Source organism: Pseudanabaena sp. BC1403 (assembly GCF_002914585.1).
Classification (GTDB): Bacteria; Cyanobacteriota; Cyanobacteriia; order Pseudanabaenales; family Pseudanabaenaceae; genus Pseudanabaena.
Genome location: NZ_PDDM01000036.1, coordinates 1 through 25,342 on the forward strand (window position 1 = coordinate 1; position 25,342 = coordinate 25,342).

Sequence of the window (25,342 nt, forward strand, 5' to 3'; positions counted from 1 at the left end):
TAAACCTGTCTCCTGTTCTGTTGTTCGTTAATTGTCTATCCTAAGATCCTCCATCTTTTGGCTTCTTTTTATTCATGCAACAACGCCTCAGCATAATTAAAAAACTATATTAAAACCTATACCGCCTGCACAATGGGCAGCACGTTTTTTTTGCTTTATATTTAATAGCGCCTAGCCACCTATTTAGAAGAAATATAGAAGAAGTTCATGTTAAACTTGACAGAAATACCGTGAGGGTAATTTAAATGGCTGTATGGGGACAAATATGCAGGGTTTTAAGGATTAATCGAAAGAAAAGCAACGATTTTAAGACAGTCAAAAATGATGTCGATAGTAACGAAAAAAATCTTCAAGGGGTATGCCTAGATGGTCAAGATTTATCGGATAAGGATCTAAGTGAAGCAAATCTTCAAGGTGCTAGCTTAAATGGAGCGAATTTACGTGGAGTGAATCTGCAAGGAGCAAATCTAAATGGCGCTAGTTTAGATAATGCAAATCTTCAAGGTGTAAATCTTGGTGGTGCATCAATGAACAGGGTAAGCCTTCGTGGTGCGAATTTAAGCTTTGTAAACCTTGATGGTGTAAGTTTGCGTGGTGCAGATTTGACTAGAGCAGATTTAAGAGAAGCTAATTTGAGGGGGGCAATACTTCGACGAGCTGATCTTGAATATGTAAACATGAATGGCGCTGATCTCGAAGGAGCAAATTTAGGAGGTGCAAATTTTTATAATGTGAGTTTGCAAGGAGCTAAACTTCGTGGAGCAATCGCAAGGGGAACCAATTTTTGGGGTGCGAAATTGCATCGCGCTGATTTTCGTTCTGCAAGTCTTCTTGGAGCCAAATTTGAAGAAGCAATTCTAACTGAGGCAAATTTAGATGAAGCAGATATGTTAAGGACAAAATTTAAAAATGCAAATTTAGAGAATGCAAGTCTTCGAGGGAGTAAGTTAAACAACTCTGATATTGAGGGTGCAAATTTGTGTCGAGCAAACTTAGATGATGCGGTGATGATACAGACGAATCTTGAGAATGCAAATTTAGAGGAAGCGAGCCTTCAAAGAGTTAAATTAAATAATTCTATGATTAGAAATGCAATCTTGTGTAATGCCAACTTGGAAGGGGCGGAGATTTGGGAATCAAATTTTAGTCATGCAAATTTAAATGGAGCAAATCTTAAAAAGGTAAAAGCAAAGAGAGCAAACTTCTATAAAGCCACATTGATCGAGGCTAATTTAACAGAAGCTATAATCACTTGTACAAATTTTGAAGAAACAAATCTTACTGATGCATGGATTGAAAACACGGAAATGATTCGTATAAATCTAACAAATGCAAACTTAGGAAACGCAATTCTTAAAAGGAGTGTACTTAGTAATTCTGTTATTAGAGGTGCAAAGATGCACGGAGCAAATCTTGAAAAAGCTTATATCCGCGAAGCTGACTTAAGTGATGTTGATTTAAGAAGCGCAAATCTACATGGTGCTATGCTTGATGGGTCTAAATTTTCCAACGCGAATCTCGATAAAGCCAATCTTTCAGGTGCAAGATTGCGAGGTGCTTACCTAGATTCAGCTAGTTTAATCGAAGTAAATTTAGAGGGTGCAGAAATGCATCGAGTTCAACTAGAAAGAGCAAACTTGAGTTGTGCAAAACTATATAATGCAGAAATAGAAGGAGCAGATTTAGCTTATGCAAATTTAAATTTTGCTCAGCTTAGAGAAGTAAAGCTCAACGGCGCTGATTTACGATTTGCAAATCTCAGTGAAGCAGATCTAAGCGATTCTGACTTGCAAGGAGCTAACTTAAGTTTTGCAAACCTAACTAAAGCCAATTTAACAAGATGTTGCCTGATAAGAAGTGATTTAAGTGCTGTTTGTTTAAAGGAATCAAGCCTAGAAAAATCTGATTTGACTGGAGCCAAACTTTCAATAGCAAATTTGGAGCAGGCAGTATTAATTCATGCAAGAATGGTAAGAACAAATTTCGGTGATGCTAACTTAGCATCCACTCAATTACAAAATACAAATCTAACCTGCGCCTATCTTAGTGGAGCAAATTTGCAAGGGGCAAACTTAGATGGGGCTAATCTGCAAGATGCATCTGTTATCGGTGTATATTTTGATGAAGAGATTTCGATTGGAGGATTACTTCCTAAAGATTTTGACCTTACTTACGATGAACGTCTCTCAGATGCAAACAAAGTCTTAAATATACTGAAAGACATTATCCTTAAAGAGCTCAGGAAAAGATCAAAATATTTAGTAGATAGAGAAAATTTTTTGGGTAGTCAAGAATGTAATCGCATCATTCTAGAATTTACACCATACATTGATCGTTTTGATAAAGCTATTAATCCAGTCTCGGATACACTTTCGGATAACAATGATGATAATTTAGATCAACTGACTAAGGAACAAATTGTTGAGGAATTCAGCAATATAAATGATGTAATACAAAGGATGAAAGATATAGTTGCAAGGCTGCTAACTTCACTACATATTTAGAAGTGATAAATAAAGATAAAGTGACCTTGTTTTCTATAAACAAAAAGCGGCGCAATGCGCCGCTTTTTTATTGGTTGCAGGAATTGAAATTACTTAATGAAAAGCATTTCTTGGTAGGTAGGCAATGGCCAGAGGTCATCAGCAACTTCACCTTCCAAAGCATCAACATAGCCACGGATTCCATCCATTAAAGGTCGGACAGTATGAGAGAGATACTGCATATGATCTTCAGTAGTAGCGAAATCGTGTTTTGCCAAAGCGTCACTGAGCTTGCTAACTCCATCGATCGCAAGCTTAGTTAAAGAAGCAACCTTCTCGATGGTTTCTTTATCAAAGTCAACACCAAGCTCCTTCAAGCTGAGAGAAGTATTGCTGAGATCAGTGAGATAACGGGTTGCCGCAGGATAAATCAAAGTCTTCACCATGCTGACAACAAGCTTAGCTTCAACTTCAATCGACAGAATGTACTGCTCAGCGTAAGTCTCAAAGCGGCTAGCTAACTCAACAGGAGTTAAAACACCTTCTCTACTGAACAATTCTTCGATGTAAGATTCCTTGAGAACAGGCAATGCATCGGGGGTAGCGCGAAGATTGGCTAAGCCACGCTCTACAGCGAGTTTATGCCATTCTTCAGAGTAGCCGTTACCATTAAAAATTACTGCGCCATGAAGTTCCATTACTTCTTTAAGAACAGCAGTAATCGCAGCATTCAAATCAGCACCCTTAGCCATTGCTCCTTCAAGCTTTTCAGCCATCCAGTCGAGAGACTCGGCAAGGATAGTATTCATGGCGACGAGGGGGCCAGCTACGGATTGATTAGAACCCACAGCGCGGAACTCAAAACGATTACCAGTGAAAGCAAAAGGTGAAGTACGGTTGCGATCGCCTGGATCTTTTGGCAAGATTGGCAAGGTATCAACACCAATATTCATCGAACCTTTGGCAGATGAACTCTTCAGATCGCCTTGAAGAATTTGCGCGAATACATCCTCAAGTTGCGAACCAAGATACATCGAGATAATCGCAGGAGGAGCTTCGTTTGCACCTAAGCGGTGATCATTGCCAGCAGTTGCAACTACGGAGCGGAGCAGAGGTCCATATTTGTGAACCCCACGAATGACTGCACCACAGAAGACCAAGAATTGGGCATTGGCGTGAGGTGTATCACCTGGGTCAAGCAAGTTACCTTGAGTAGAGTTGCCAACTGACCAGTTAACATGCTTGCCAGAACCATTAATGCCTGCAAATGGTTTTTCATGGAGTAAGCACATAAAGCCATGTTTCTTAGCTGTGAAACGAAGCAGAGTCATGATCATTTGTTGGTGATCAGTAGCTACGTTAGCAGCTTCAAAAAATGGCGCAATTTCAAATTGTCCGGGGGCAACTTCGTTGTGGCGAGTTTTGGCAGGAATGCCAAGACGATACAAGCGCTCTTCAACATCTTGCATGAAGACTTGCACACGCTCAGGGATTGCGCCAAAGTAATGGTCGTCAAACTGTTGTCCCTTAGCTGAGGGCTTCCCAAATAGGGTACGACCAGTTAGTAAAATATCTGGACGAGCATTAGCAAAATTAGAATCGATCAAGAAATATTCTTGTTCAGCACCACAGCTAGAGTTGAGGGGGGCAATATCTTTCTCACCCATCAGTTTTAAGACTTTGGTGGCAGCTTTATTCATAGCTGCATTCGATCGCAACAATGGAGTCTTCTTGTCTAGAGCTTCGCCAGTCCAAGACACGAAAACTGTAGGAATACACAGGGTAGAACCATTGTCGGTCTCCATGATATAAGCAGGGCTAGTGACATCCCATGCTGTATAGCCACGTGCCTCAAAGGTAGAACGGATACCGCCGTTGGGGAATGAGGAACCATCAGGTTCACCTTGTACAAGGACTTTACCAGCAAATTCGGTGATCGCCGACCCATCGCTCTGAACTGAGATAAAGCCATCATGCTTTTCAGCAGTAATGTTGGTCAAAGGATAAAAGACGTGGGCGTAATATAATGCACCTTTGGAAATTGCCCAATCTTTCATCGCTAAGGCGATCGCGTCAGCTACTGAGCTATCAAGAGTTTCACCAGTTAGAATTGTTTTCTTGATCGATTTGAAGACTGTCTTAGGAAGACATTCTTGCATCTTGCTCAGAGTAAACACATCGGTCGCCCACATCTCTTCCAAGCGCTTTGGTGCTTTCTTGGGCATTGGCTCGCGATTGGTGATCTGATAAATGGCTTGAATGCGCGACTCGTTTCCGCTCATGATTATTTTAGGGATTAATTATTGTCAGATTTTTTCAATCATACTCAAGATATATTTATCAAATGGCTAAAAAAGATACCGAATCGATTACACATGATTGGTATAGCAACGCACAAAATTTAATGATGTAATGATACTGTTGGCAATATTGCTTGTGATTTACAAAAGATGATGAATGCGATCGCCATTGATTTTGGTAGTAGTAACACTCTGATTGCGCGATGGAATATTGCCACAAATCAGCCTGAAACCATAATTTTTGAGAATCTTAATCGTCCTGCACCTTTAAATGGTCTTGTCCCATCATTGATGTATGTGCAGAATGCCCAAGCAGAAATAGTCGAAATCGGTCAGCGGATCATCGATCAAGGTAAAGATCGCCCCCAACCCAGATTATTTAATCAAATCAAACGGCGGTTAGTGGCAAATGTAAATTATGTTCCTAAACTTGATGGAGTTAAAGTAACACCTGAATGGTTAGGCAATCAGTTTTTGCGCGAACTTTCTAAGGAACTGCGATCGCAGCAGATTTTTCCATCGGAAATAATCTTGACAGCTCCTGTACAGGCTTACGAAAAATATTTGCGATGGCTAGATGAATGTAGCGCTGAGATATTTGCGCCCAATCTGCCGACATTGCAAACGCCGCGTATTCGTATTCTTGATGAACCAACGGCTGCGGCTCTTGGTTATGAGGCGATCGCGCCCAGTGCATTAGTATTAGTAATCGATTTTGGCGGTGGCACATTAGATTTATCACTGGTGCGATTACCTAAGAGTGAAAACATTGCCAAATGGGGAGAGGAAATCGGGGTCAATCGCAATGAATGGACAGAGTATAAAGCAGAGGCGATCGCGAAGACAGGTTATACAATCGGTGGCGAAGATATCGATCAATGGTTAGTCCAAGATTATTTAGAAAGTCGTGAAGAAACTGCTGATATAAATGCAGATACTAATTTAAGCATTCTTAAGTTTTTAATGGAACGGATTAAAATCACACTTTCAGAAACAGAAATAGCTTCCGAAATCTTTTTTGATCTAACTACGCAATCTGCGATCGAGATCAATTATACTCGCCAACAATTAGAGAAGTTATTAGAGAGAAAAGGATTTTATCGAGTTCTGCAATTAGCGATCGATGAATTAATCAATCGCACCTTTAATAAAGGAATTCTCAAAGGGGATATTAAACATATTCTCTTAGTCGGTGGTTGTACGCTGATTCCATCAGTATGTTCATTTGTTGAAAACTATTTTAAAATGGGGAAAGTATATAGTCATAAGCCCTTTGAAGCGATTGCCCATGGTGCTTTGATGCTCAGTCAAGGTTTAGCTCTTCAAGATTATCTATTTCATTCCTATGCCATTCGCTATTGGGATCGCAGTGCGGAGCAGTGGAAATATCAACAACTATTTCGCCGAGGACAGGTCTATCCCACTCGCCGTCCCGTAGAGTTATTACTCAGAGCAACTCAACCAAATCAACCCGAAATTGCACTCACCATTGGTGAAATGGAAAGCCGCCCCATCGGGGCAGCAGAAATAAGTTTTGATGGCGATCGCATAGTCATGCAATTTGGGCAAAAAGCTAAAGAAGCTTTTCAACCATTACAAGCTGATGCTAATGGCGTAGGAATGCCACAGGCGATCGCCATACTCGATCCGCTAGGTCAGCCCGATTGCGATCGGCTCAAAGTTTTATTTAGCATTAGCGATAAGCGCGAATTACTAGTAACGGCAATCGATTTACTCACTCAACGTCAATTGTTAACCGATTATCCTGTCGCAAAGCTCCAATAATCATTTTTGGCGGCGCTTCGCGCCGCCAAAAATGATTGTTACAGTGCTAGCTCTAAGGAGAAGCCCACACGACTGTCATAAATCAAAGACGATCGCCGCCATTCAATTTTTGTACCCAATCGTAAATTTCTGGTGATTGCATAGCTAGTTGAGAGTGCAGTTGTGCTCATCTCAAGATTGCCACTGGGAGAAGTAAAAGTGTGACTTAGCCGCAAATCAGAATTATTGGGTGATAAAACCAAAATTCCTAGCAATCCTACATCTAAGCCTGAAATTTGTGGGCGATCTAGCTGATTAAATTGACGATATCCCACAAGCGGCGCAATATTCCAATAAGAGCCCAATGGTAAAGCATAGTAACGAATATTTGCCTGCAACTCACTTTCTCGACCACTAAACTCATTCTGATAGCTTCCACTCACCGTCAAAGGCGACTGCCCCACAAACAAATCCTCAACCCCAGCCCCAACTCCAAAAGAATTATTGCGCGAGGTAAGGCTAATCCCCAACTTTGTATTAAAACTAGGCGTATTGTAAATATCTTCTAAAAGATCAGGGGGTTTCTCTAGCCACCGTTGCAATACAGGACTACTCTCGATCACTTGGCGATCGATTTCTAAATCATTGGCACGTCGTGACATTTTGACATCGCCATAGACTGCGGTGCTAATACTAAAGTAAGAAATTGCAGCTATCGCGATCGCCCAAGGTTTTGTCATAAATTTTGAGTTAACTATCGTAGTTTAAGTAAAGTGGACGCGCCCATGAATTAATTATGCACAGATATTCTCCTATTGAACCTCTAGATTCAACCGCCAAAATACTTTTATAGCGATCGCCGCCCTGTTATAAACACCAACAAGGAGATGCAGCGATTTGCAACTATTTTCAAGACCAAATATCAATTCTCGAAAGTGTGACTATAATTGCGAGAATTAAAAAGCAAACCCAATAAGGGTTTTATAACAATTTTCAAAATGGCAATGCCATTTTGAAAATTGTTATAAAACTAGAAAGAGAGAGGGGAGCGCAAAGCGCCCCTCTCTCTTTCTAGTTTTATCTAACTACGACTCAGAAGTTCTCATGATCAAAATCGGTTGTTTGAAAGCCCGCCGTTGGCGGGCTTTCAAACAACCGATTTTGTTGTTTCCAGCGCCGAAGGCGCTGGAAACAACAAAATCGGTTTCATAATGAGAATAGCTAACTACGACTATAGTCGCTGTAAAGCTGAGAGTTTTTTGATTATGCTAATAAATATGCGGTGCAAAGTCATTCAGACAGTAAACGGGAATAAAAATGCATAGGTCAGGCTGGTTTGTCGGTTGGATTTTATTATGTATGTCTACTACCCCTGCAACTTGGGCTTTAGACAAATCAGTCGATCGCCAAGGCATAGATGCAAGAACTTTACAAAAAGCACCCTATAACCTTACTGGCAAAGACGTATTTATCGGACAAGTTGAGCTAAGCCGTCCTAGTCGTTTTGCCGTAGATAAAATCTCCAATAAACTTTTGCAACTAGACCGCATCATTGTTCAACCCTACGAAGTCTTTTTTCGTGACGGTAAAGCTATCCCGAATCGCAATGTCGATGATCATTCCGCCCAAGTTGCCGCTGTGATCATTAGCCAACATAAAATTCGTCGTGGGGTTGCCCCAGATGCCAAGCTGCTATCCTCAGCTTATTCACAACGTCGCCAAGATGGACAACCTGAAGCCTGCATCGCGGCTCAGCACGTTGCCCGACAATACAACGGTACTGTTCGCGCTATTAATTTCAGCTTTGGGGAACTCCTCAGTGAAGACCCTCGCCCTAATGCAAAACTCGATGGCGATGCTTTATTAACTCTATGCGTTGATTGGCTCGCTGCAACCTATAACACTTTACCGATCGTTGCTGGTAACCAAGGCAAAGGTGGTATTCCCATCCCCACAGATCTATATAACGGTTTTACGGTCGGATTTACCCATGAGGTCGATGGCATTTACCGTCAACTCGATCGCGGCAACCTAATTGATGAGCCATATCTCGATCGCAACAGCAATGGAAAATATGATCAAGGTGAAGTCTTTAGCGATCTCAATAAAGATGGGAAATGGACATCAGGAGTCGAAAGCCCCATCGATGGTAGGCGCTCAATGGCAATACTAGCTCCTGGAAATAACCTTAAACTACCGACCTTGCAAGGTAAATTTAAAAATGCTAATGGTTCCAGTTTTGCTACCCCCCATGTTGTCGGGACGATCGCACTCCTACATGAATATGCCAATCGCCAAATCACAAGTGGCTACTGGAGTATTGATGCGCGTCGTCATGAATTAATTAAAGCTGTGCTAATTAACTCTGCTGATAAGCTCAAGGATATTGGCGATGGCAAAATTCTCGGCATGTCGAAGACTATTCTGGATGCTTTTGGCAAAACATGGATCGACACCGAAGCCTATTCTAGCCGTGAGACACCCCTCAGTCGTAGTCTGGGGGCAGGTCAACTCAATGCCAATCGCGCTTTTCAGCAATTTCAAGCAGGGCAACAATCTCCAAATAATGGCTCAGCTAATATCTCTGCGATCGGCTGGGATACAAATATTGTCGAAGTTGATAAATACCAAGAATATGTTTTTAGTGATCCCTTAGTTGCTGATAGTTTTATTTCGGCAACTCTAACTTGGGATCGTCAAGTTAAGCTCAACGACAAAAATGGTAATGGGTTATTTGATATTGGCGAAGAGTTCAGCGATGAGGATTTTAATAAAGTTGAGTTGTATTTGATGCGATCGCAAGATACCGATATTTCCCAAAATATCTGGTCATCAGCTAGCAAAATTGACAACTTACAGCATATATTCATAAAAATCCCCATAACAGGCAAATACAAACTTAGAGTTGTTTTTAAGTCTCCCCAAACAAATATAGTTAGCCAACGCTATGGCTTAGCTTGGTGGGCAAAAAACTCTTAAAGAAGTAAAAGCCTCGCTATGCGAGGCTTTTACTTTTTTACATATAAATTCAGCTAGCTTAACCCGAACTAATGTTATTTAGGAGCCGCAGCATTAGGGCGCACAAACTGTGCATCCACAAAACCTAGCTCAAACAACTGCTGATAAGCTTGTGAGCCCAAATCGCGAGTTGGCGCTTGACTACGAATCAACTGAATTAACAAAGGCACAGCCAATTCAGGCTGATTTTTGGCGCGATAGACTACGGCAAGCTGATAGGTTGCCTCATCACGCAACTGAGCTGTTTGTAAAGCCTTGCGACGATGGCTATCAGAAATGCGATTATCAATTCCTGAAAAGCTTGTCGTTAACTCTTGATAAAAATTTGATAGCTGGTTAAACACTTGGCGCGCATCTTGCAACTTAGTAACAGCTTGATCGTAATTTTGCTGACTAATTGCAGTCATCGACTCCGACATCAATCGCTGTCCACCCGAAATACTAAACACACTACTCTCAAGAGAATTGGGCTTAGTAGGCTCTAAAGGCTGAGCTTGGGGAGAAGCGACGGGCTGTGACTGGGCTAGAAGTTGCTGTGCTGAAGCAACATTTGGCGCGATCGCCCCTAGAGACAGCCAAGCAGCAGAAACAAGAGAAACAACTGCGGCTGGCAAAGCAAACTGAAACGGGCGAGGATTAGCGAAAGATGTGGACATAGGTTGCAAATTCTGGATGCTCACAGAAAGTAATGAATTTTAAGCGAAAACTTAGTCAGGCAATTAAAAAAACAAATTTAGAAGCTAATTTAATTTTTTAACTTATTTTTTCAGAATTCGTCTAAAACTTTTTGCTATGGTAACACCCCAACATAGACTAAATACCTATTATAAAGTATCCGCCAAAAAGTATAGGCAATGGCTTTGTGCCGCCGCATAGTTATTTGTTGAAGAGTTGTAAAGCAAATGTGGCATCTTGCGTGATATTCTTAGTAACGTTGTAGGCAGCTACATCCAAGTCTTTAGACACCCAATTTCGTTTGAGTAATATCTCAAATAACAGTTCTTCACTCAAATAATCAGCAATTTTCGCTAAAAGTCAACAGTGAAGATTATTCCCGCAAAAAACAGTACAGCTTCGCAGGCGATTGTGGACAGCTCATCTTCATCAGTTTCTGATGGAATGGATGAATACAATCGTCTCAAATTAAAGCTGTTAATGCTAACCATCATCTCTGGACTAGCTATTGGTCTGGTTGTGTTGTGCGTGTATGGATGGAACATTGCACTCAGCTATTTTGTCGGTGCAGTGGTCGGTGCTATCTATCTTAGGATGCTTTCCAAAGGGGTAGATCGTTTGGGTAAACAGTCCAAGCGACTCGGTTATGCTCGCTTTGGCGTATTTGTAGTTCTAATAGCGATCGCCGCCAAGTCAGAACAATTGCAGGTTTTGCCAGCATTTTTTGGCTTTATGACCTACAAACTTGCTGTTTTAGCGATTCTTGCTCAAGATTTGACAGGTGTGTCTCATTCTCGCTGATTTGACCTCTTACAGGTTGTAACATATCGAACATGATCGATCCAGTAATTTTTAGCCATCAAAACAGTTTTGCCGCACTAGAAGTGGGTAAACACTTTTATTGGCAGTTCGGTAACCTAGCGGTACATGGTCAAGTATTAATCGTTAGCTGGATTGTAATGGGCGTAGTACTTGTTGCTGCAATCATCGGATCTAGCACGGCCAAAGCTGACCAACATGTTCCCGCAGGTTTTCAAAATTTCATGGAATATGCTCTGGAATACGTTCAGAGCATTGCCAAAGACCAAATTGGCGAGAAGCATTATAGAGAATGGGTACCATTTGTTGGTAGTCTATTCTTGTTTATCTTCGTATCAAATTGGGCTGGAGCACTAGTTCCTTGGAAACTAATTAAGCTACCTGAAGGCGAACTAGGCGCACCTACTGGTGACATTAATACAACTGTTGCCTTGGCTTTGTTAGTCTCTCTAGCCTATTTCTATGGGGGATTGAAGAAGCGTGGACTGGAATTTTTTACCAGATATGTTCAAGCTTCACCGTTTCTCCTCCCTTTATGGGTTCTAGAAGACTTTACGAAACCACTCTCCCTGAGCTTCCGTCTTTTCGGGAACATTCTCGCGGATGAGCTAGTAGTTGGCGTTATGGTTCTCCTAGTGCCTTTGTTTGTTCCTATGCCATTAATGGTTTTGGGACTATTTACAAGCGCAATCCAAGCCTTGATTTTCTCAACACTTGCCGCGTCTTACATTGGTGAAGCAATGGAAGGTCATGGAGATGAAGGTCATGAGCATTAGATAGCATTTGACTTTTCATTTCTATAATTTCACAATTGTATTTTTATCTTGTATTTCGCTCTTGTATTCTGTAAATTCTTCTCTCCAGCAAATTAACTAAAAAAAGTAAGAAAAAATGATTGATCCATTAGTAGCCTCAGCTTCAGTAATCGCCGCTAGTATCGCTGTTGGTCTTGGTGCAGTTGGGCCTGGTATCGGACAAGGTACTGCTGCTAGCCGCGCTGTTGAAGGTATTGCACGTCAGCCTGAAGCAGAAGGCAAAATCCGTGGCACACTTCTTTTGAGCTTTGCATTCATGGAAGCTCTAACGATTTATGGACTGGTTATTGCTCTGATCCTATTATTTGCCAATCCTTTTGCTTAAGAGTTAATCAGAAAGAAGCTATGAGTGTCTGCTCTTAGCTTCTTCATGACTCTAACAACAGAATCTTTTGGCAAAATAACTATGATACTTTTGAACCTTGTCTCAACTGTTCTGCTTGCTGCGGAAGCTGTCGAGCAGAAGGGTGGATTATTTGATGTCAATGCCACTCTCCCCATTATGGCGGTGCAGTTCATTGTTTTTGTGGCAATTCTCAACGTTATTTTCTTCAAGCCTCTAAGTAAAGCGATCGATGATCGTGACGATTATGTTAGAGAGCAAATTATTGGAGCGAAAGAACGTCTAGAGAAAGCTGAGTTAGTTGTAAAGCAATATGAGCAAGAGCTTGCTACTGCTCGTAAAGCCACTCAAAACGTTTTAGCTACCGCTCAAGCGTCCGCAAATAAGATTCGCAACGAACGTATTGATGCAGCTATGGCAGAAGCAAAAGCAAAAGTTGCAACTGCTAAGGCTGAAATCGAAAAACAAAAGCAAGATGCTACAGCATCTTTGGATACGGAAGTGGAATCACTCAGTCGCCAAGTTCTAGAAAAGCTTTTGGGTAACTTAGTAAGATCCTAGTCTTCATAATCCTAGATAGCTTCGGTCTGGCTTCTGGCTGATATTGAGTAATAGAAATAACGTTTATGATTAGCAATTTCGTTTTACTTGCTAGCGAAGCAGGCGAGTCTTCAGGAATTGGTTTTAATACCGATATTCTTGAAACTAATGTAATTAACTTAGTAATTGTCGTAGCTTTCCTGGTATATGCAGGTCGCGGTTTTCTTGGCAAGATCCTCTCAAATCGCTTGGAGTCCATCCAGTCAGCGATTGGTGATGCAGAGAAACGTCAAAAAGAAGCAACAGATAAGCTAGCAGTGCAGCAAGGAAAATTGGCTCAGGCAAAAACTGAAGCGGATAACTTGCGTAAACAGGCTGAAACTGATGCTAAGCACGCGGCTGATTTAATTTTGGCAACGGTAGATGCAGATATTGCTCGTTTGCGAGAATCTGCCGATCAAGAGATTGCAACAGAACAAGAAAGGGTAATCGTGCAATTGCGTCAGCAAGTTGCCGACAAAGCTCTTGCTAGTGTGCAGTCATATTTTGATCGCGGTTTGAGTGAATCTACTCAAATTGAACTAATCGACCGTAGCATTGCCCTTTTAAGTTCTGACTAGGAGAAAACATGAAATCTAGTTCTGTTAGTCAAGCAGTCGTTGCTCCCTATGCTGAGGCTTTGATGTCCTTAGCCCAAGAGCAAAATCATTTAGATGCGATCGCCAAAGATGTACGTTTAATTAGCGAAACTCTTACTGATTCAGTTGAATTAACTCAACTTTTCGCAAGTCCTCTAGTTGGTGCAAATGTCAAAAAAGGCGTAATTGAAAGTGCATTTGGTTCTTCGGTTAACGTTTTGACCAAAAGCTTTCTACTTCTATTAGTGGATCGCAAACGCATTGCCTTCTTGAGCGAAATCATCAGTCAGTTTCAAGCTTTATTGCGTGTGATTGATGGCGTAGCTCTTGCAGAAATTACATCTGCTTTAAAATTGAGCAGATCTCAAGAGGATAGCCTTCGCGATCGCGTCAAAGCGATGACTAAATCTAAGAGCGTCCAGCTTGACATAACCATCAATCCTGATTTGATCGGTGGCGTAATCATCAAAGTTGGCTCTCAGGTAGTAGATGCAAGCATTCGTGGACAGCTACGCCGTCTTAAGACAAGCTTAACCGCAGGCGTTTAGAAGGTCAGAGTAATTACGAATTACGAATTACGAATTACGAACCAATCATCAAAAAGCTAATAGCTAACTGCTAATAGCCAAATTCTCAAATATAAAAAACAAATCGATCGCTGATAACTGGTAAAACACAACTATGGTTAGCATCAGACCTGACGAAATAAGCAATATTATCAAGCAGCAAATTGCTAATTATAACCAAGAGCTGCAAGTTTCTAACGTTGGTACTGTCCTGCAAGTCGGTGACGGTATCGCTCGTGTCTATGGCTTGGAACAGTGCATGGCTGGCGAGTTGCTAGAATTTGAAGATGGTACTGTCGGCATTGCGCTAAACCTTGAAGAAGACAACGTTGGTGTTGTGTTGATGGGTGAAGGTCGCAAAATCGCTGAAGGTAGCTCGGTTAAAGCAACTGGACGTATTGCTCAAGTTCCCGTAGGGGAAGGATTTATTGGTCGCGTTGTTGATGGTTTGGCTCAACCCATTGATGGTAAAGGCGAAATCAAAGCATCTGAATTTCGCTTAATCGAATCTCCTGCCCCTGGCATTATTGCTCGTAAATCCGTATTTGAACCTCTACAAACTGGTATCACTGCGATTGACGCGATGATTCCTGTTGGTCGTGGTCAGCGCGAATTGATCATTGGCGATCGCCAAACTGGTAAGACTTCGGTTGCGATCGACACAATCATCAACCAAAAAGGTTTGGATTGTATCTGCGTATATGTAGCGATCGGACAGAAGGCTTCTACCGTTGCTAACGTAGTTAACAAGCTCCGTGAAAGTGGCGCAATGGAATACACGATCGTCGTTATGGCAAGCGCCAACGATCCTGCTACCTTGCAATACCTCGCTCCTTACACTGGCGCAGCATTGGCTGAGTACTTCATGTACAAAGGTCAAGGCACTTTGATCGTATATGATGACTTGTCAAAACAAGCCCAAGCTTATCGCCAAATGGCTCTCTTGCTCCGTCGTCCACCAGGTCGTGAAGCATATCCTGGAGACGTATTCTACTTACACTCTCGCTTGCTCGAACGTGCTGCGAAGTTAAGTGATGAACTCGGCGGCGGCTCGATGACTGCATTGCCAATCATCGAAACCCAAGCTGGTGACGTATCTGCATACATTCCGACCAATGTAATTTCGATTACTGACGGTCAAATCTTCTTGTCTTCTGACCTCTTCAACGCTGGTATTCGTCCTGCGATCAACCCTGGTATCTCGGTATCCCGTGTTGGTTCCGCAGCGCAAATCAAGGCGATGAAACAGGTGGCTGGTAAGATTAAGTTGGAATTGGCTCAGTATGATGACCTCGTAGCATTCGCTCAGTTCGCATCTGATTTGGACAAAACCACTCAAGCTCAGCTAGCCCGTGGCGTTCGTCTACGCGAAATTCTCAAGCAGCCTCAATATTCGCCATTGCCCGTAGGCGACCAAGTTGCGATTATCTATACCGCAATTAATGGCTATCTTGATGAATTGGAAGTTGAGCAAGTTGGCGCATTCAACAAGGGTCTGCGTAACTACTTGGCAACCAGCAAGCCCAAGTACGGCGAAATCATCAAGGCTGAGAAGAAGCTCTCTGATGAAGCAGAAAAAATCTTGAAGGAAGCTCTTGTTGAATACAAGAAGACCTTTTTAGCTTCTGTCTAATCCACAAATAAGCTAATAAAAAAGAGGGCATATGCCCTCTTTTTTATTAGCTTATTTTATTGAAAATGAAATTCTAAACTCTATGATATGCTGCTAATCAAGTAGTCTTTTGTACTTCGATGTCTAACTTACCGCATCCAGTTCAATATCAGGGTAGCAAGAGAAATCTCGCTTCATTTATTCTTGGCTTTTTTCCTGACAAGATAGATAGACTGGTTGAACCTTTCGCGGGGACTGGAGCAATTAGTATCGCAGCATCGGCTAAACAATACGCACAAAGATTTTGGTTAAATGATCTTAATCAGCCCCTAATAGAATTACTCCAGTTGATTATTGATGATCCGCGTGAGATCGCTAATACTTACGCAGATATATGGAATGAGCAGCATAGTGATTCAATAGGTCACTATTTTGAAATTAGAACAAGATTTAATCAAACTAACGATCCAAAATTGTTTTTATATTTACTAGCTAGATGCGTAAAAGGTTCTGTACGTTATAACTCTGAAGGTCTATTTAATCAGAGTCCAGACAAGAGACGCAAAGGGACAATTCCTGCAACGATGAGTAAAAATATTACGGGGGTTTCTAGCCTATTAAAAGGTAAATGTCAGTTTACGGCTTGGGATTATCGTAAAGTATTAGCGGCAGTCCAGAAAACTGATCTGGTTTATCTCGATCCGCCTTATCAGGGTGTATGTGGAAATAGGGATTCAAGATATTTATCGGGTATTGATTTTGATAATTTTGTTCTCGCTCTTGAGAGTCTCAATGATCGGGGCATTAGGTTTGTAATTAGTTATGACGGCAAGTTAGGGAATAAGGCTTTTGGTCAGATTTTACCTGAGAGATTGGCTCTTAAAAGAATTGAAATTGAAGTTGGGAGATCGTCGCAGTCAACTTTATTAGGTAGAGAAGAAAAAACCATTGAGTCTTTGTATTTATCACCAAATCTGATAAAGGATAAGTTGATCGATTTGGCTAGCTATAGGTATGAACAGCCAAGACAATTGACGTTGGTGTGAAAAATGGATAGCTCTCAGCCATTACCCGATGATTTTTTGCAGATTTGTCGATCTGTGACTGCCAAAAGACCGAAAGCGGTAATTGACCATATTCTCCAATATGGTTTTATTACAACTGAGGATCTGAAAGGAACCTATGGTTATAATCATCCGCCGAGAGCCGCTAGGGATGTGCGCGAACATGGTATTCCCTTAGAAACTTTTCGGGTGGTCGGAAGTGATGGTAGAAAGATTGCTGCCTATAGGTTTGGAGATATTAGCAAGACAAGATTTTCGAGGTTGTCTGGTCGGACGGGGTTATCAAAGCAGATTAAGGATGAGTTGATTAAGAGTTATGGTTGTCGATGTTTTATTTATCTAGAGCAAGTGGATGAGCGCGAGCTGCAAATCGATCATCGTGTTCCTTTTGAGGTTGATGGTGAACCAGATTTAGCACCTGAAAACTTTATGCTTTTATGTGGTTCTGCGAATCGAGCAAAGTCTTGGGCTTGTGAGCATTGCCAAAATTGGATTGAGCTTAAGGATAAGTCTATTTGTTTGTCATGTTACTGGGCATATCCAGAAAATCATGTACATATTGCAATGCTACAGGTGAGGCGCATAGATCTGTTGTGGGAGGAGGATGAGGTGGCGGTGTATGAGGCTTTGAAGCAAAGGGCGATGAGTTTAGATAAGGCAATCCCTGAGTTTGTTAAGGAAATTATCGAACAGGAAATTAGTCGTGATGAAGATTAGGTAATTTTTTGCACATACTGATATTTTCAAGCCACCTTTCAACTTGATTTTGATACAAAAATTATAGATATTTAGAGAAAAGATAGATTACTATCATTCCTATCTAGCAGTCTATTGAAAAAAACAGATCGCAAAAATTTATCATTTTCCTTAGGTTCATCTTAAATATTAGCCAAGCAAATATGAAACTTAACTACGGTCTTTACTCCAGTATTGTCGGCGGTTTATTTGCAATTTCTTCACAATTTTTTAGCGAAGCAGTCTATGCAAGATCAGCAGTAGATGCTTCTGTATGTCAACAGAGTGGAGAATACGTGACTTTTGCATGGCATCCAGTCTTCAAGGGCGCACCTCGTCTTCAAGTATTAGATCGTTTTGATAAGGAAGGTAAGCACGAACATATTTTCTTTTGCAGTGACGGTATAATTTCTGATAACGTTGGGTTTGGTTCGGATAGTCAAAGATTTACCTACTCTAGACAAGCGTTAGATAAAGGGCTTGCTCCCGACAAAAGTAAAATTGATGACTTCAAACCAATTGATAGTGAGCGGTATGACTCAAAAATTATTCGATTGGTTTTAGAAGAGGGATTTCCAGGAATGAAATGTGATCTGAGAAATGATGGTCAATATTTTGTACTTGGTAACAATTGTCAAAAATTTACATCTGAAACCCGCAACAAGTATTGGCGAAAAATGTTTGTTGGCAATTGGATTGGAGAAGGTTATGGTTGTGAACGCGGAGGGTTAAGTGAGAGGGTTCGTATTAATATAGATGGCAATTCTCTAACTGCAACTAAAATTACTGGAGACAACTGTGTGCCATCAGGTAATGTGACTTTTAGAGGGACAATTCCAAATTCTGTTTCTAAAGGTAGCTCTTTTCCAGTTACGTGGACTATTGGCACACCTGATAGACCAGCAAGCGGAAGCACTTCTCAACCATTAACTATTTTAGATGCTAATTCATTCAGTTCTTTTGGAGCTAAGTTTACAAGAGTAAAGTAATCATAACTTTGAATTTTGCTGAATAGCGATCGCTGTTTAGTGATTTGAATGATGGGACGATCGCATTATTTTTACTTTTGGAGAATAGGCGATCATGGAGTGATCGCTGGTTTAAGCGATGGAAGGGGCGATCAGTTAGAGTGCGAAGAAACTCTAAAACTAGTGGAAGACTTATGGATAAATATTCATAAAGCTCCCTAAATATGGAAATTTTGAGGTTGATGGATTTTGGCAATGGGAACATTTGCAAGTTCGGGTAGCCAATGTTTGAGATATTCACCTTGAGGATCGTAGTCGCGTGCTTGCTTGACAACATTGAACATTCGCGAATCGCGACCATCATTACCAATCCCTGCTAAATAGTTCCAATTACCCCAATTACTGCAAGGATCGTAATCCAATAATCGAGATTCAAACCATTCCGCTCCCATGCGCCAATCGATACCAAGATTTTTAGTGAGAAAGCTTGCCACATTTTGACGACCGCGATTGGACATAAAGCCTGTGGCGGCGAGTTCACGCATATTCGCATCTACTAAAGGAAAGCCTGTATTTCCAGTTTGCCAACGGGTAAATCTTTTCCAGTTCTGTTGCCAAGAAATGTCAATGTTGCGTAAGCCTGTGCGAAGGAACAACCGATCGCCATGTTTAGCGGCGACAAAACGAAAATAATCACGCCATAGTAGTTCAAAAATTAGCCAGTAGGTAGAATCATTAGCAAGGCGATCGCTTTCGTATTGTTTAACTTGAGCATATATATAGCGGAGACTGAGACAGCCTAAAGCAAGCCAAGGTGAGAATTTGGAAGAGTCATCGGCGTAGAGCATTCCATTACGGGTTTGTTTGTAAACTTGGAGGCGATCACTTTGCCAGAAGTAATGATCTAGACGTTTTAGTGCTGCGGTTTCGCCGCCTTTAAATTGGAGTACAGCGCGATCGCATGGTTCGATTTCCTCAAGTCCCAATTTTGCTAAGCTAGGGATTTCGCCAACATCAAGGCTTTTAGGTAGTGGATTAAGGTGATCGGGGGTTGGGAAGGTTTTGCGAATAACTAAATTAGGTTCAACTTGCTTGCGAAAGTGGGTGAAGAGTTCGGGAAGTTGAGGGATTTCAAAGGGTAAATCATCAAAATGTAATAGGGTAGTTCCTGAAAATTTTTTGAAATCAACATTTTGTTTTTTGAGAAGAGAATATAGATTTTTTTCAACGGTCTTTTCTTCAGATGTAATTTCGGCTTGGTAATAGATAGAACTAATTTCATGTTCTTGAATTAGTTCAGGAATTATGGTTTCAGGTTTACCAAACCGAATGATCAAATCGGAGTTAAGCGATCGCAGATTTTCGCGTAAATTTGCGACACTCTCGATCAAAAATTTAGCGCGAAATGCACCTGTTTTCTCGAAGCCAAAACTAGTTTCAGCAAAGTGTCTGGGGTCAAAGCAATATATTGGAAATATTTGTAAGCCTGCTTGTTGAGCTACTTGAGAAGCTCCATATAGGCTTTCATTATCATGAATTCGCAGATCGTTGCGAAACCAAACTAAGATATTTTGATTAGTCATCGTTCTACAATTTGGAATTGGCGATTGAGTAGGTTCATGCTCGCTGAAATTGTGAGACTAATGGCGAGATATGTTCCCATGATAATCAACTTGGTGGTTTGAATAAGACTTATTTTAATTTTTGGTGAATAGGCGATCGCTATTTGGTGGTTTGAATAAGAGGGCGATCGCATTATTTTTGCTTTTGGTGCATAGGCGATCGCTGTTTGGTGGTTTGAATTAGGGGGCGATCGCATTTGATCGAGTAAGCTAGAAGCACAAGATCTCAGATTATGGAGACACTAACATGACATTAGCCGAAGTAATTCCAGCAGCACGACGACTTACTGCGATCGAAAAGCTCAAACTAATTCGTGTTCTTGTAGAAGACTTAGATATTGCTGAAGATATTGCGCCAATTGAACCATTTAAAACCTATGACCTGCCGACTCCTTACGATATGTTTGGTGCTGGTGCAATTTTAATGGAAGCTCTCAAACAAACAGACACAACTCATCAATAACTTATGAGATTCAAGTACTCCACCAGTAGCCCAAATCAAAACGAATTTGATAGCCTTCCAAGAATTCCACTGACATTTCAGCAAGGCGAGCACATAGTTGAGACAGTTGGCTTAGTCGATAGTGGCGCTACGATTAACGTCTTGCCCTATGAAATTGGATTGCAATTAGGTGGTGGTTGGAATGACCGCAAGGCTATCATTCGATTAACAGGTAATCTTGGTAATCAGCAAGCAATACCATTTTCTGTAATCTCTCAGATTGGAGGATTTGAACCAATCAAATTAGTGTTTGCTTGGACAAATAACCCAAATGCTCCATTAATTCTTGGTCAAACCAATTTTTTTCTTGAATTTGATGTTTGTTTCTACCGTTCCAAGTCAGAGTTTGAAATTAATCCAAAATCGTAAATCTGGCGATCGCATTGTTTTATTTTTGATGAATAGGCGATCGCTGTTTGGAGATTTGAATAAGGGGGCGATCGCATTATTTTTGCTTTTGGTGCATAGGCGATCGCATTGTTTTGTTTCTTGTGAATAGGCGATAATAAAACGAGTTAGTTTAATCAGTCACAACCTTCATGCAATTTGAGTGAGACGAAACAAAAAATATTGAAAACATTCGTAAATGTGAGATTGAGGTTGCAGATATTCCCGCAATGAACAAAAAACAACATAATCCGAATTCATTTCCGCAAGAAGAGCTACCCATCATGAACAGAGAAAATTTGAACAGTACCTCTCGAACTGACTTAGCAGCATTGGTGGCAATGTCAGATAAGGATATTGATTATTCAGATATTCCTCCACTAACAGATGAATTTTTTGAACGTGCAACTTTATGCATTCCCGTAGATCAAACTCACAACTTAGTTCAACTAGATCCAGATGTACAGCAATGGTTTCAGGATCAAGGAGATCAGTATAAAACTTTGATTAACAGTGTTTTACGCCAATATATTGAGGAAAAGGCTAATGCTGACCGACCCAAACCGCTATAATTAGTCAGACATCTATCAATTTCCAAACTTTTATATAACATCGATCGCATGGTCTTTTCGCCGCCCGCCAACCCAACCACCAACATCACTTATACCCCTATCACATTTCCCCTTGCAGCTGTGGTCGGTCAAGAAGCGATTAAAACCGCTTTACTGTTAGCAGCGATCGATCCTTGTATCGGTGGCATTGCCCTCGCGGGTAGACGAGGGACAGCAAAATCCGTACTTGCGCGTGGTATTCATGCTTTATTACCTCCCATTGAAGTTGCGATCCACTCTCTAAGTAATTGCGATCCGACTAATCCAGATGAATGGGATGATGCTTTGGTTGAAGCGATGCAAGGAAAAGAACTTAGCGAAATCAAAACTAAAGTCATTCCTGCGCCATTTATCCAAATTCCATTAGGAATTACCGAGGATCGGCTGATTGGTTCGGTAGATGTAAGTCGGTCTGTGCGCGAGGGGCAGACTGTATTCCAGCCAGGAATTCTAGCAGAAGCTCATCGCGGCGTTCTCTATATTGACGAAATTAATTTACTCGATCCACAAATTTCTAATTTATTGCTTTCGGTTCTCTCCACAGGCTATAACCAAGTCGAACGCGAAGGTATTAGCTATCAACATCCTTGCCAACCTTTGCTAATTGCTACCTATAACCCAGCAGAGGGGACATTAGGCGAGCATTTGATGGATCGAATTGCGATCAATCTTTCTGCGGATGGAGTTCTCTCTCTCGATCAACGAGTGGAAGCAGTAGATATGGTGTTGGGTTATGCCAATTCCCCTGAAGCATTTTTGAGTGGTTATGACTCGGATATTGATGATCTGCGAACACAGATTATTTTGGCGCGAGAATGGCTGAAAGACATCACAATTTCGAGAGCGCAGATTCAGTATCTTGTAGCAGAAGCGGTGCGGGGTGGAGTCCAAGGACATCGGGCTGAGTTATTTGCTCTGCGAGTAGCTAAAGCAGCGGCGGCGTTAGAAAGCCGAACTCAGGTTAATGCTGATGACTTGCGTCAGGCAGTGGAGTTGGTAATCGTGCCGCGATCGCCTCTTTCTCCTGATCAACAACAACCTGAACAGCAGCAACAGCAGCAATCACCACCTCCGCCACCTCCCAATCAGGACGAAGGAGAACAGGAGCAGGAGGAAGATCAAGAGGATCAGGAACAAGAGCAAGATCAGGATGAATCCCCTGAAATTCCTGAAGAATTTGTCTTCGATCCTGAAGGTGTAATTCTTGATCCTGAAGTGCTATTTTTTGCTCAGTCAATGCAGAAGCAAGGGCGTTCAGGTACACGCAACGTGATTTATTCCCAAGAGCGTGGGCGTTATATCAAGCCAATTTTGCCTCAAGGTAAAAGCGATCGCATTGCTGTCGATGCCACTCTCCGAGCCTCGGCTCCCTATCAAAAGGCAAGAAGATTGCGCCAACCCCATCGTAAAGTCATCGTTGAGGATGTCGATATCAGAGCGAAGAAGTTGGCTCGTAAAGCGGGAGCCTTGACGATTTTCTTAGTAGATGCTTCTGGATCGATGGCATTGAATCGGATGCAATCAGCTAAGGGTGCTGCTTTGCGAATGTTGACTGATAGCTATCAAAACCGTGACCAAATTGCTTTGATTCCATTTCGAGGTGAAAAAGCAGATGTATTGTTGCCACCTACCCGTTCCATTGAAGCAGCTCGTCGTCGTTTGGATACCATGCCCTGCGGTGGTGGTTCGCCGCTAGCGCATGGCTTGACTCAGGCAGTAAGAGTGGCGATGAACGCGAGACAGTCAGGTGATGTCGGTTCGGTGACGATTGTGGCGATTACTGATGGTCGAGGCAATGTGCCCCTAGCGCGATCGATGGGCGAGCCAATTGATCCAGAAAACAAGCCTGATATCAAAGCGGAATTGATCGATATATGTCGAAAAGTTCGCGCTTTGAATTTAGGGCTTTTAGTAATTGATACGGAAAATAAATTCGTGTCTACAGGCTTTGCCAAGGAACTCGCCGCCGCAGGTGGTGGGAAGTATTATCATTTACCCAAGGCGACAGATCAAGCGATCGCGAATGTCGCGCTTAGTGCGATCTCTGATCTGCGACAATAAAAACCAATAAAAAAATCGCCCGCTAAGCGGGCGATTTTTTTATTGTCGAGGCGTGTAATGTTCGGGACGTAGTTTTTGTAACTGCGCGTTCGTGTAATAAAAATTGAGAATGCGATCATAAGACCAGCCCATACGAGCTAAATTATAAGAACCTGTTTGGCTCATGCCCACTCCGTGTCCCAAGCCGCCTCCAACAAAAGCATATCCAGTCAAAACGTTATTTTGATAAATCGGCTCTAGTTTAAAGAAAGTGCTATCAGGTGGATCGAAGGCATCGATAATTTCATCTTTTTTGACGAAGATTATGCCCGTATCCGTGGTGACTACCATTTCTAAAACTCTGCCTGAGGCTGCTCTTTTGGAGACTTGCAACTGTTTAATCGCATCAAAATTAGTGGTACTGTCTCCAGAGAATCGCAAAAACTTTTTCAAAGAAATTTGTAATTCTTCTAATGTGCCGATTCTGCGCCAACGCAGATTTTTCCATCCCACCTCATTAAATCCCTGCTGACGTTCCAAAAATGCTTTGAGATTTTTGGCATCAGCAATATTTGCCGATCGCTGATTTTCAGGACGATTGGCAAGATCTAGTACCGATTGCAGATAGGGGCGTGGAGTTCCATCCCAAATGTCGTTATAGTCTGCGGTAATGCCACCTGTCGTTGACGAATAGAGCGCATCGATCGCCCGATTGTTATAGGTCAGCACTAATCCGCTGGTATCTGCGATCGCGCGATCGGCGACTTCAGTAGTATCTTCTAAGCCTCGATATACTTGGCACTGCGTATCAGCACAAAGTTCGTATTCATCGACCTTAAAGCGATGCAAACTAGCCAGCACATAAGTACGCGCTAGGATTGCTTGGGCTTGTACGGATGCATAAGGGGCATTGTAACCAATTTCATGGGGAACTACGCCGCGCACATAAGTTTCTAAAGGAACGTTATTGACCAAGGTAAAACTTTGATGGGCATTAGGTTGTAACCTCAAACTACCTGCATAAGCTCGATTGCTAATCTCAGCCTTATTCTCTCTTTGATAGCTAACTTCGATAATGCCTGCACTGCTGCTGATATCAAGGCGATCGCGGTTATATCGAAAATCTCCCACTATCCATGACGCAATCGTTTTTTGGGGCAAGATCCGACGATCAAGCTGAACTGTCAGATTGCCTTGCGATCGCAGAGTATAAAACATCAAATAACGCAACAGCATCGAGTCATACATATCGCGCTTTGCCCATACTTGCCAACGCCTTGGTTGAACAATTTCGGTCTGGATGCCTTTCTCGTTCCAATGGAAAGCGCTCGCCGCCGCATTCTCAAAACTACGATGATTACTGAGGACGATCTTCTCATCCAGAATTGGCTGAGGCAATTGCTGTGATGCAGTTTCGATGACTAGGCGATCGGTTGTTAGGGTTTGCGTACTTTTACCATCTGCCGATGGAAATGAGAGTGTTAACTTGCCACCTGATGTTGCCTTGAGTGTGAGCCGATCCTGTGGTCTTTCACCAAAACGTTGCACAATACCAATTTTCAGAATTGGGTTAGAGTCAACTTGAGCTTGGACAAGTTCGACTGCTGTAAGCGTAAACGAACAAACTGTTACAATTACGGTTTGGCGAATAATACCGAAAGTTTTTAGCATGTCAAGCTCAAGATGTCAGGGAATATACTGTATTTTGCAATGTGCTAACTATAGCTGTTAAAAGTATCTTAGAGCACGTTTGAGAAGTTAATACGTTCTAATTTTTGAGATAGAGTCAGTGTTTTATCCTCTAAATCCCCCAATTCTACCAAAACACAAAGTGGCGCAG

25 protein-coding genes are annotated in these 25,342 nt (G+C 41.8%); 19 read left to right on the forward strand and 6 right to left on the reverse strand.

Annotated elements, in window-relative coordinates; genetic code table 11:
• The first annotated feature begins 245 nt into the window (after window positions 1–245).
• A complete protein-coding gene (locus CQ839_RS22225; RefSeq protein WP_103670488.1) occupies window positions 246–2,504 on the forward strand; it encodes a pentapeptide repeat-containing protein in 2,259 nt (752 codons plus the stop codon).
• A gap of 89 nt (window positions 2,505–2,593) precedes the next feature.
• Here CQ839_RS22225 and CQ839_RS22230 read toward each other — a convergent pair whose 3' ends face one another.
• Window positions 2,594–4,765 carry a glutamine synthetase III gene (locus CQ839_RS22230; RefSeq protein ID WP_103670489.1) on the reverse strand — a complete coding sequence of 724 codons (2,172 nt, stop codon included), beginning with the start codon at window positions 4,763–4,765 and terminating at the stop codon, window positions 2,594–2,596.
• 168 nt (window positions 4,766–4,933) lie between these two features.
• Here CQ839_RS22230 and CQ839_RS22235 point away from each other — a divergent pair, with 168 nt between their 5' ends.
• On the forward strand, window positions 4,934–6,568 hold the full coding sequence (locus CQ839_RS22235; RefSeq protein WP_258040838.1) for an Hsp70 family protein: 1,635 nt from the start codon (window positions 4,934–4,936) through the stop codon (window positions 6,566–6,568).
• 38 nt (window positions 6,569–6,606) lie between these two features.
• Here CQ839_RS22235 and CQ839_RS22240 read toward each other — a convergent pair whose 3' ends face one another.
• On the reverse strand, window positions 6,607–7,287 hold the full coding sequence (locus CQ839_RS22240; RefSeq protein WP_103670491.1) for a hypothetical protein: 681 nt from the start codon (window positions 7,285–7,287) through the stop codon (window positions 6,607–6,609).
• A 619-nt stretch (window positions 7,288–7,906) separates the two neighbouring features.
• Between CQ839_RS22240 and CQ839_RS22245 the strand changes: the two genes are divergently transcribed.
• On the forward strand, window positions 7,907–9,526 hold the full coding sequence (locus tag CQ839_RS22245; protein WP_258040839.1) for a S8 family serine peptidase: 1,620 nt from the start codon (window positions 7,907–7,909) through the stop codon (window positions 9,524–9,526).
• Window positions 9,527–9,600: 74 nt separating this feature from the next.
• Here CQ839_RS22245 and CQ839_RS22250 read toward each other — a convergent pair whose 3' ends face one another.
• Window positions 9,601–10,221: a hypothetical protein gene (locus tag CQ839_RS22250; protein ID WP_103670493.1), complete on the reverse strand. Its 621-nt coding sequence runs from the start codon at window positions 10,219–10,221 to the stop codon at window positions 9,601–9,603.
• Window positions 10,222–10,651: 430 nt separating this feature from the next.
• Here CQ839_RS22250 and CQ839_RS22255 point away from each other — a divergent pair, with 430 nt between their 5' ends.
• The 11 genes from CQ839_RS22255 (at window position 10,652) to CQ839_RS25295 (ending at window position 18,562) form a co-directional block, all read left to right on the forward strand.
• Complete coding sequence (locus CQ839_RS22255; RefSeq protein ID WP_258040840.1) at window positions 10,652–11,041, forward strand: ATP synthase subunit I; 390 nt, start codon at window positions 10,652–10,654, stop codon at window positions 11,039–11,041.
• Window positions 11,042–11,073: 32 nt separating this feature from the next.
• Entirely contained in the window at window positions 11,074–11,835 is a 762-nt protein-coding gene (gene atpB / locus CQ839_RS22260) for a F0F1 ATP synthase subunit A (protein ID WP_103670495.1), read from the forward strand.
• 118 nt (window positions 11,836–11,953) lie between these two features.
• A complete protein-coding gene (gene atpE / locus CQ839_RS22265; RefSeq protein ID WP_103670523.1) occupies window positions 11,954–12,199 on the forward strand; it encodes an ATP synthase F0 subunit C in 246 nt (81 codons plus the stop codon).
• Between the two features lie 81 nt (window positions 12,200–12,280).
• Entirely contained in the window at window positions 12,281–12,778 is a 498-nt protein-coding gene (locus CQ839_RS22270) for a F0F1 ATP synthase subunit B' (RefSeq protein ID WP_103670524.1), read from the forward strand.
• 65 nt (window positions 12,779–12,843) lie between these two features.
• Complete coding sequence (locus CQ839_RS22275; RefSeq protein ID WP_103670496.1) at window positions 12,844–13,377, forward strand: F0F1 ATP synthase subunit B; 534 nt, start codon at window positions 12,844–12,846, stop codon at window positions 13,375–13,377.
• An 8-nt stretch (window positions 13,378–13,385) separates the two neighbouring features.
• Window positions 13,386–13,943 carry an ATP synthase F1 subunit delta gene (atpH, locus tag CQ839_RS22280; protein ID WP_103670497.1) on the forward strand — a complete coding sequence of 186 codons (558 nt, stop codon included), beginning with the start codon at window positions 13,386–13,388 and terminating at the stop codon, window positions 13,941–13,943.
• A 133-nt stretch (window positions 13,944–14,076) separates the two neighbouring features.
• A complete protein-coding gene (gene atpA / locus CQ839_RS22285) occupies window positions 14,077–15,594 on the forward strand; it encodes a F0F1 ATP synthase subunit alpha (RefSeq protein WP_103670498.1) in 1,518 nt (505 codons plus the stop codon).
• Window positions 15,595–15,713: 119 nt separating this feature from the next.
• Window positions 15,714–16,619, forward strand: a complete 906-nt coding sequence (locus CQ839_RS22290) for a DNA adenine methylase (protein WP_103670499.1) — start codon at window positions 15,714–15,716, stop codon at window positions 16,617–16,619.
• 3 nt (window positions 16,620–16,622) lie between these two features.
• Window positions 16,623–17,354: an HNH endonuclease gene (locus CQ839_RS22295; protein ID WP_103670500.1), complete on the forward strand. Its 732-nt coding sequence runs from the start codon at window positions 16,623–16,625 to the stop codon at window positions 17,352–17,354.
• Window positions 17,355–17,536: 182 nt separating this feature from the next.
• Window positions 17,537–18,361 (forward strand): Cyclin D1-binding domain-containing protein, encoded by an 825-nt coding sequence (locus CQ839_RS22300; RefSeq protein ID WP_103670501.1) that lies wholly within the window; start codon window positions 17,537–17,539, stop codon window positions 18,359–18,361.
• Window positions 18,362–18,409: 48 nt separating this feature from the next.
• Entirely contained in the window at window positions 18,410–18,562 is a 153-nt protein-coding gene (locus tag CQ839_RS25295) for a hypothetical protein (RefSeq protein ID WP_181016296.1), read from the forward strand.
• Here CQ839_RS25295 and CQ839_RS22305 read toward each other — a convergent pair.
• On the reverse strand, window positions 18,559–19,923 hold the full coding sequence (locus CQ839_RS22305) for a DASH family cryptochrome (protein WP_103670502.1): 1,365 nt from the start codon (window positions 19,921–19,923) through the stop codon (window positions 18,559–18,561). The genes CQ839_RS25295 and CQ839_RS22305 overlap by 4 nt on opposite strands.
• On the reverse strand, window positions 19,920–20,159 hold the full coding sequence (locus CQ839_RS22310; protein WP_103670503.1) for a hypothetical protein: 240 nt from the start codon (window positions 20,157–20,159) through the stop codon (window positions 19,920–19,922). Before CQ839_RS22310 ends, CQ839_RS22305 begins: the two co-directional genes overlap by 4 nt.
• Window positions 20,160–20,209: 50 nt before the next feature.
• On the opposite strand from CQ839_RS22310, the gene CQ839_RS22315 reads away from it, so the two are divergent.
• The 5 genes from CQ839_RS22315 (at window position 20,210) to bchD (ending at window position 23,523) form a co-directional block, all read left to right on the forward strand.
• The gene (locus tag CQ839_RS22315; protein ID WP_103670504.1) at window positions 20,210–20,425 is read left to right on the forward strand and encodes a hypothetical protein; all 216 of its coding nucleotides are present in this window, start codon (window positions 20,210–20,212) and stop codon (window positions 20,423–20,425) included.
• Window positions 20,426–20,428: 3 nt separating this feature from the next.
• A complete protein-coding gene (locus tag CQ839_RS22320) occupies window positions 20,429–20,833 on the forward strand; it encodes a hypothetical protein (RefSeq protein ID WP_103670505.1) in 405 nt (134 codons plus the stop codon).
• Window positions 20,811–20,963: a hypothetical protein gene (locus tag CQ839_RS25300; RefSeq protein ID WP_181016297.1), complete on the forward strand. Its 153-nt coding sequence runs from the start codon at window positions 20,811–20,813 to the stop codon at window positions 20,961–20,963. Before CQ839_RS22320 ends, CQ839_RS25300 begins: the two co-directional genes overlap by 23 nt.
• 172 nt (window positions 20,964–21,135) lie before the next feature.
• The gene (locus tag CQ839_RS22325) at window positions 21,136–21,423 is read left to right on the forward strand and encodes a BrnA antitoxin family protein (RefSeq protein ID WP_103670506.1); all 288 of its coding nucleotides are present in this window, start codon (window positions 21,136–21,138) and stop codon (window positions 21,421–21,423) included.
• A gap of 48 nt (window positions 21,424–21,471) precedes the next feature.
• On the forward strand, window positions 21,472–23,523 hold the full coding sequence (gene bchD, locus CQ839_RS22330) for a magnesium chelatase ATPase subunit D (protein ID WP_103670507.1): 2,052 nt from the start codon (window positions 21,472–21,474) through the stop codon (window positions 23,521–23,523).
• A gap of 39 nt (window positions 23,524–23,562) precedes the next feature.
• Here bchD and CQ839_RS22335 read toward each other — a convergent pair whose 3' ends face one another.
• Window positions 23,563–25,173 (reverse strand): SpoIID/LytB domain-containing protein, encoded by a 1,611-nt coding sequence (locus tag CQ839_RS22335; protein WP_103670508.1) that lies wholly within the window; start codon window positions 25,171–25,173, stop codon window positions 23,563–23,565.
• Window positions 25,174–25,342 lie beyond the last annotated feature (169 nt).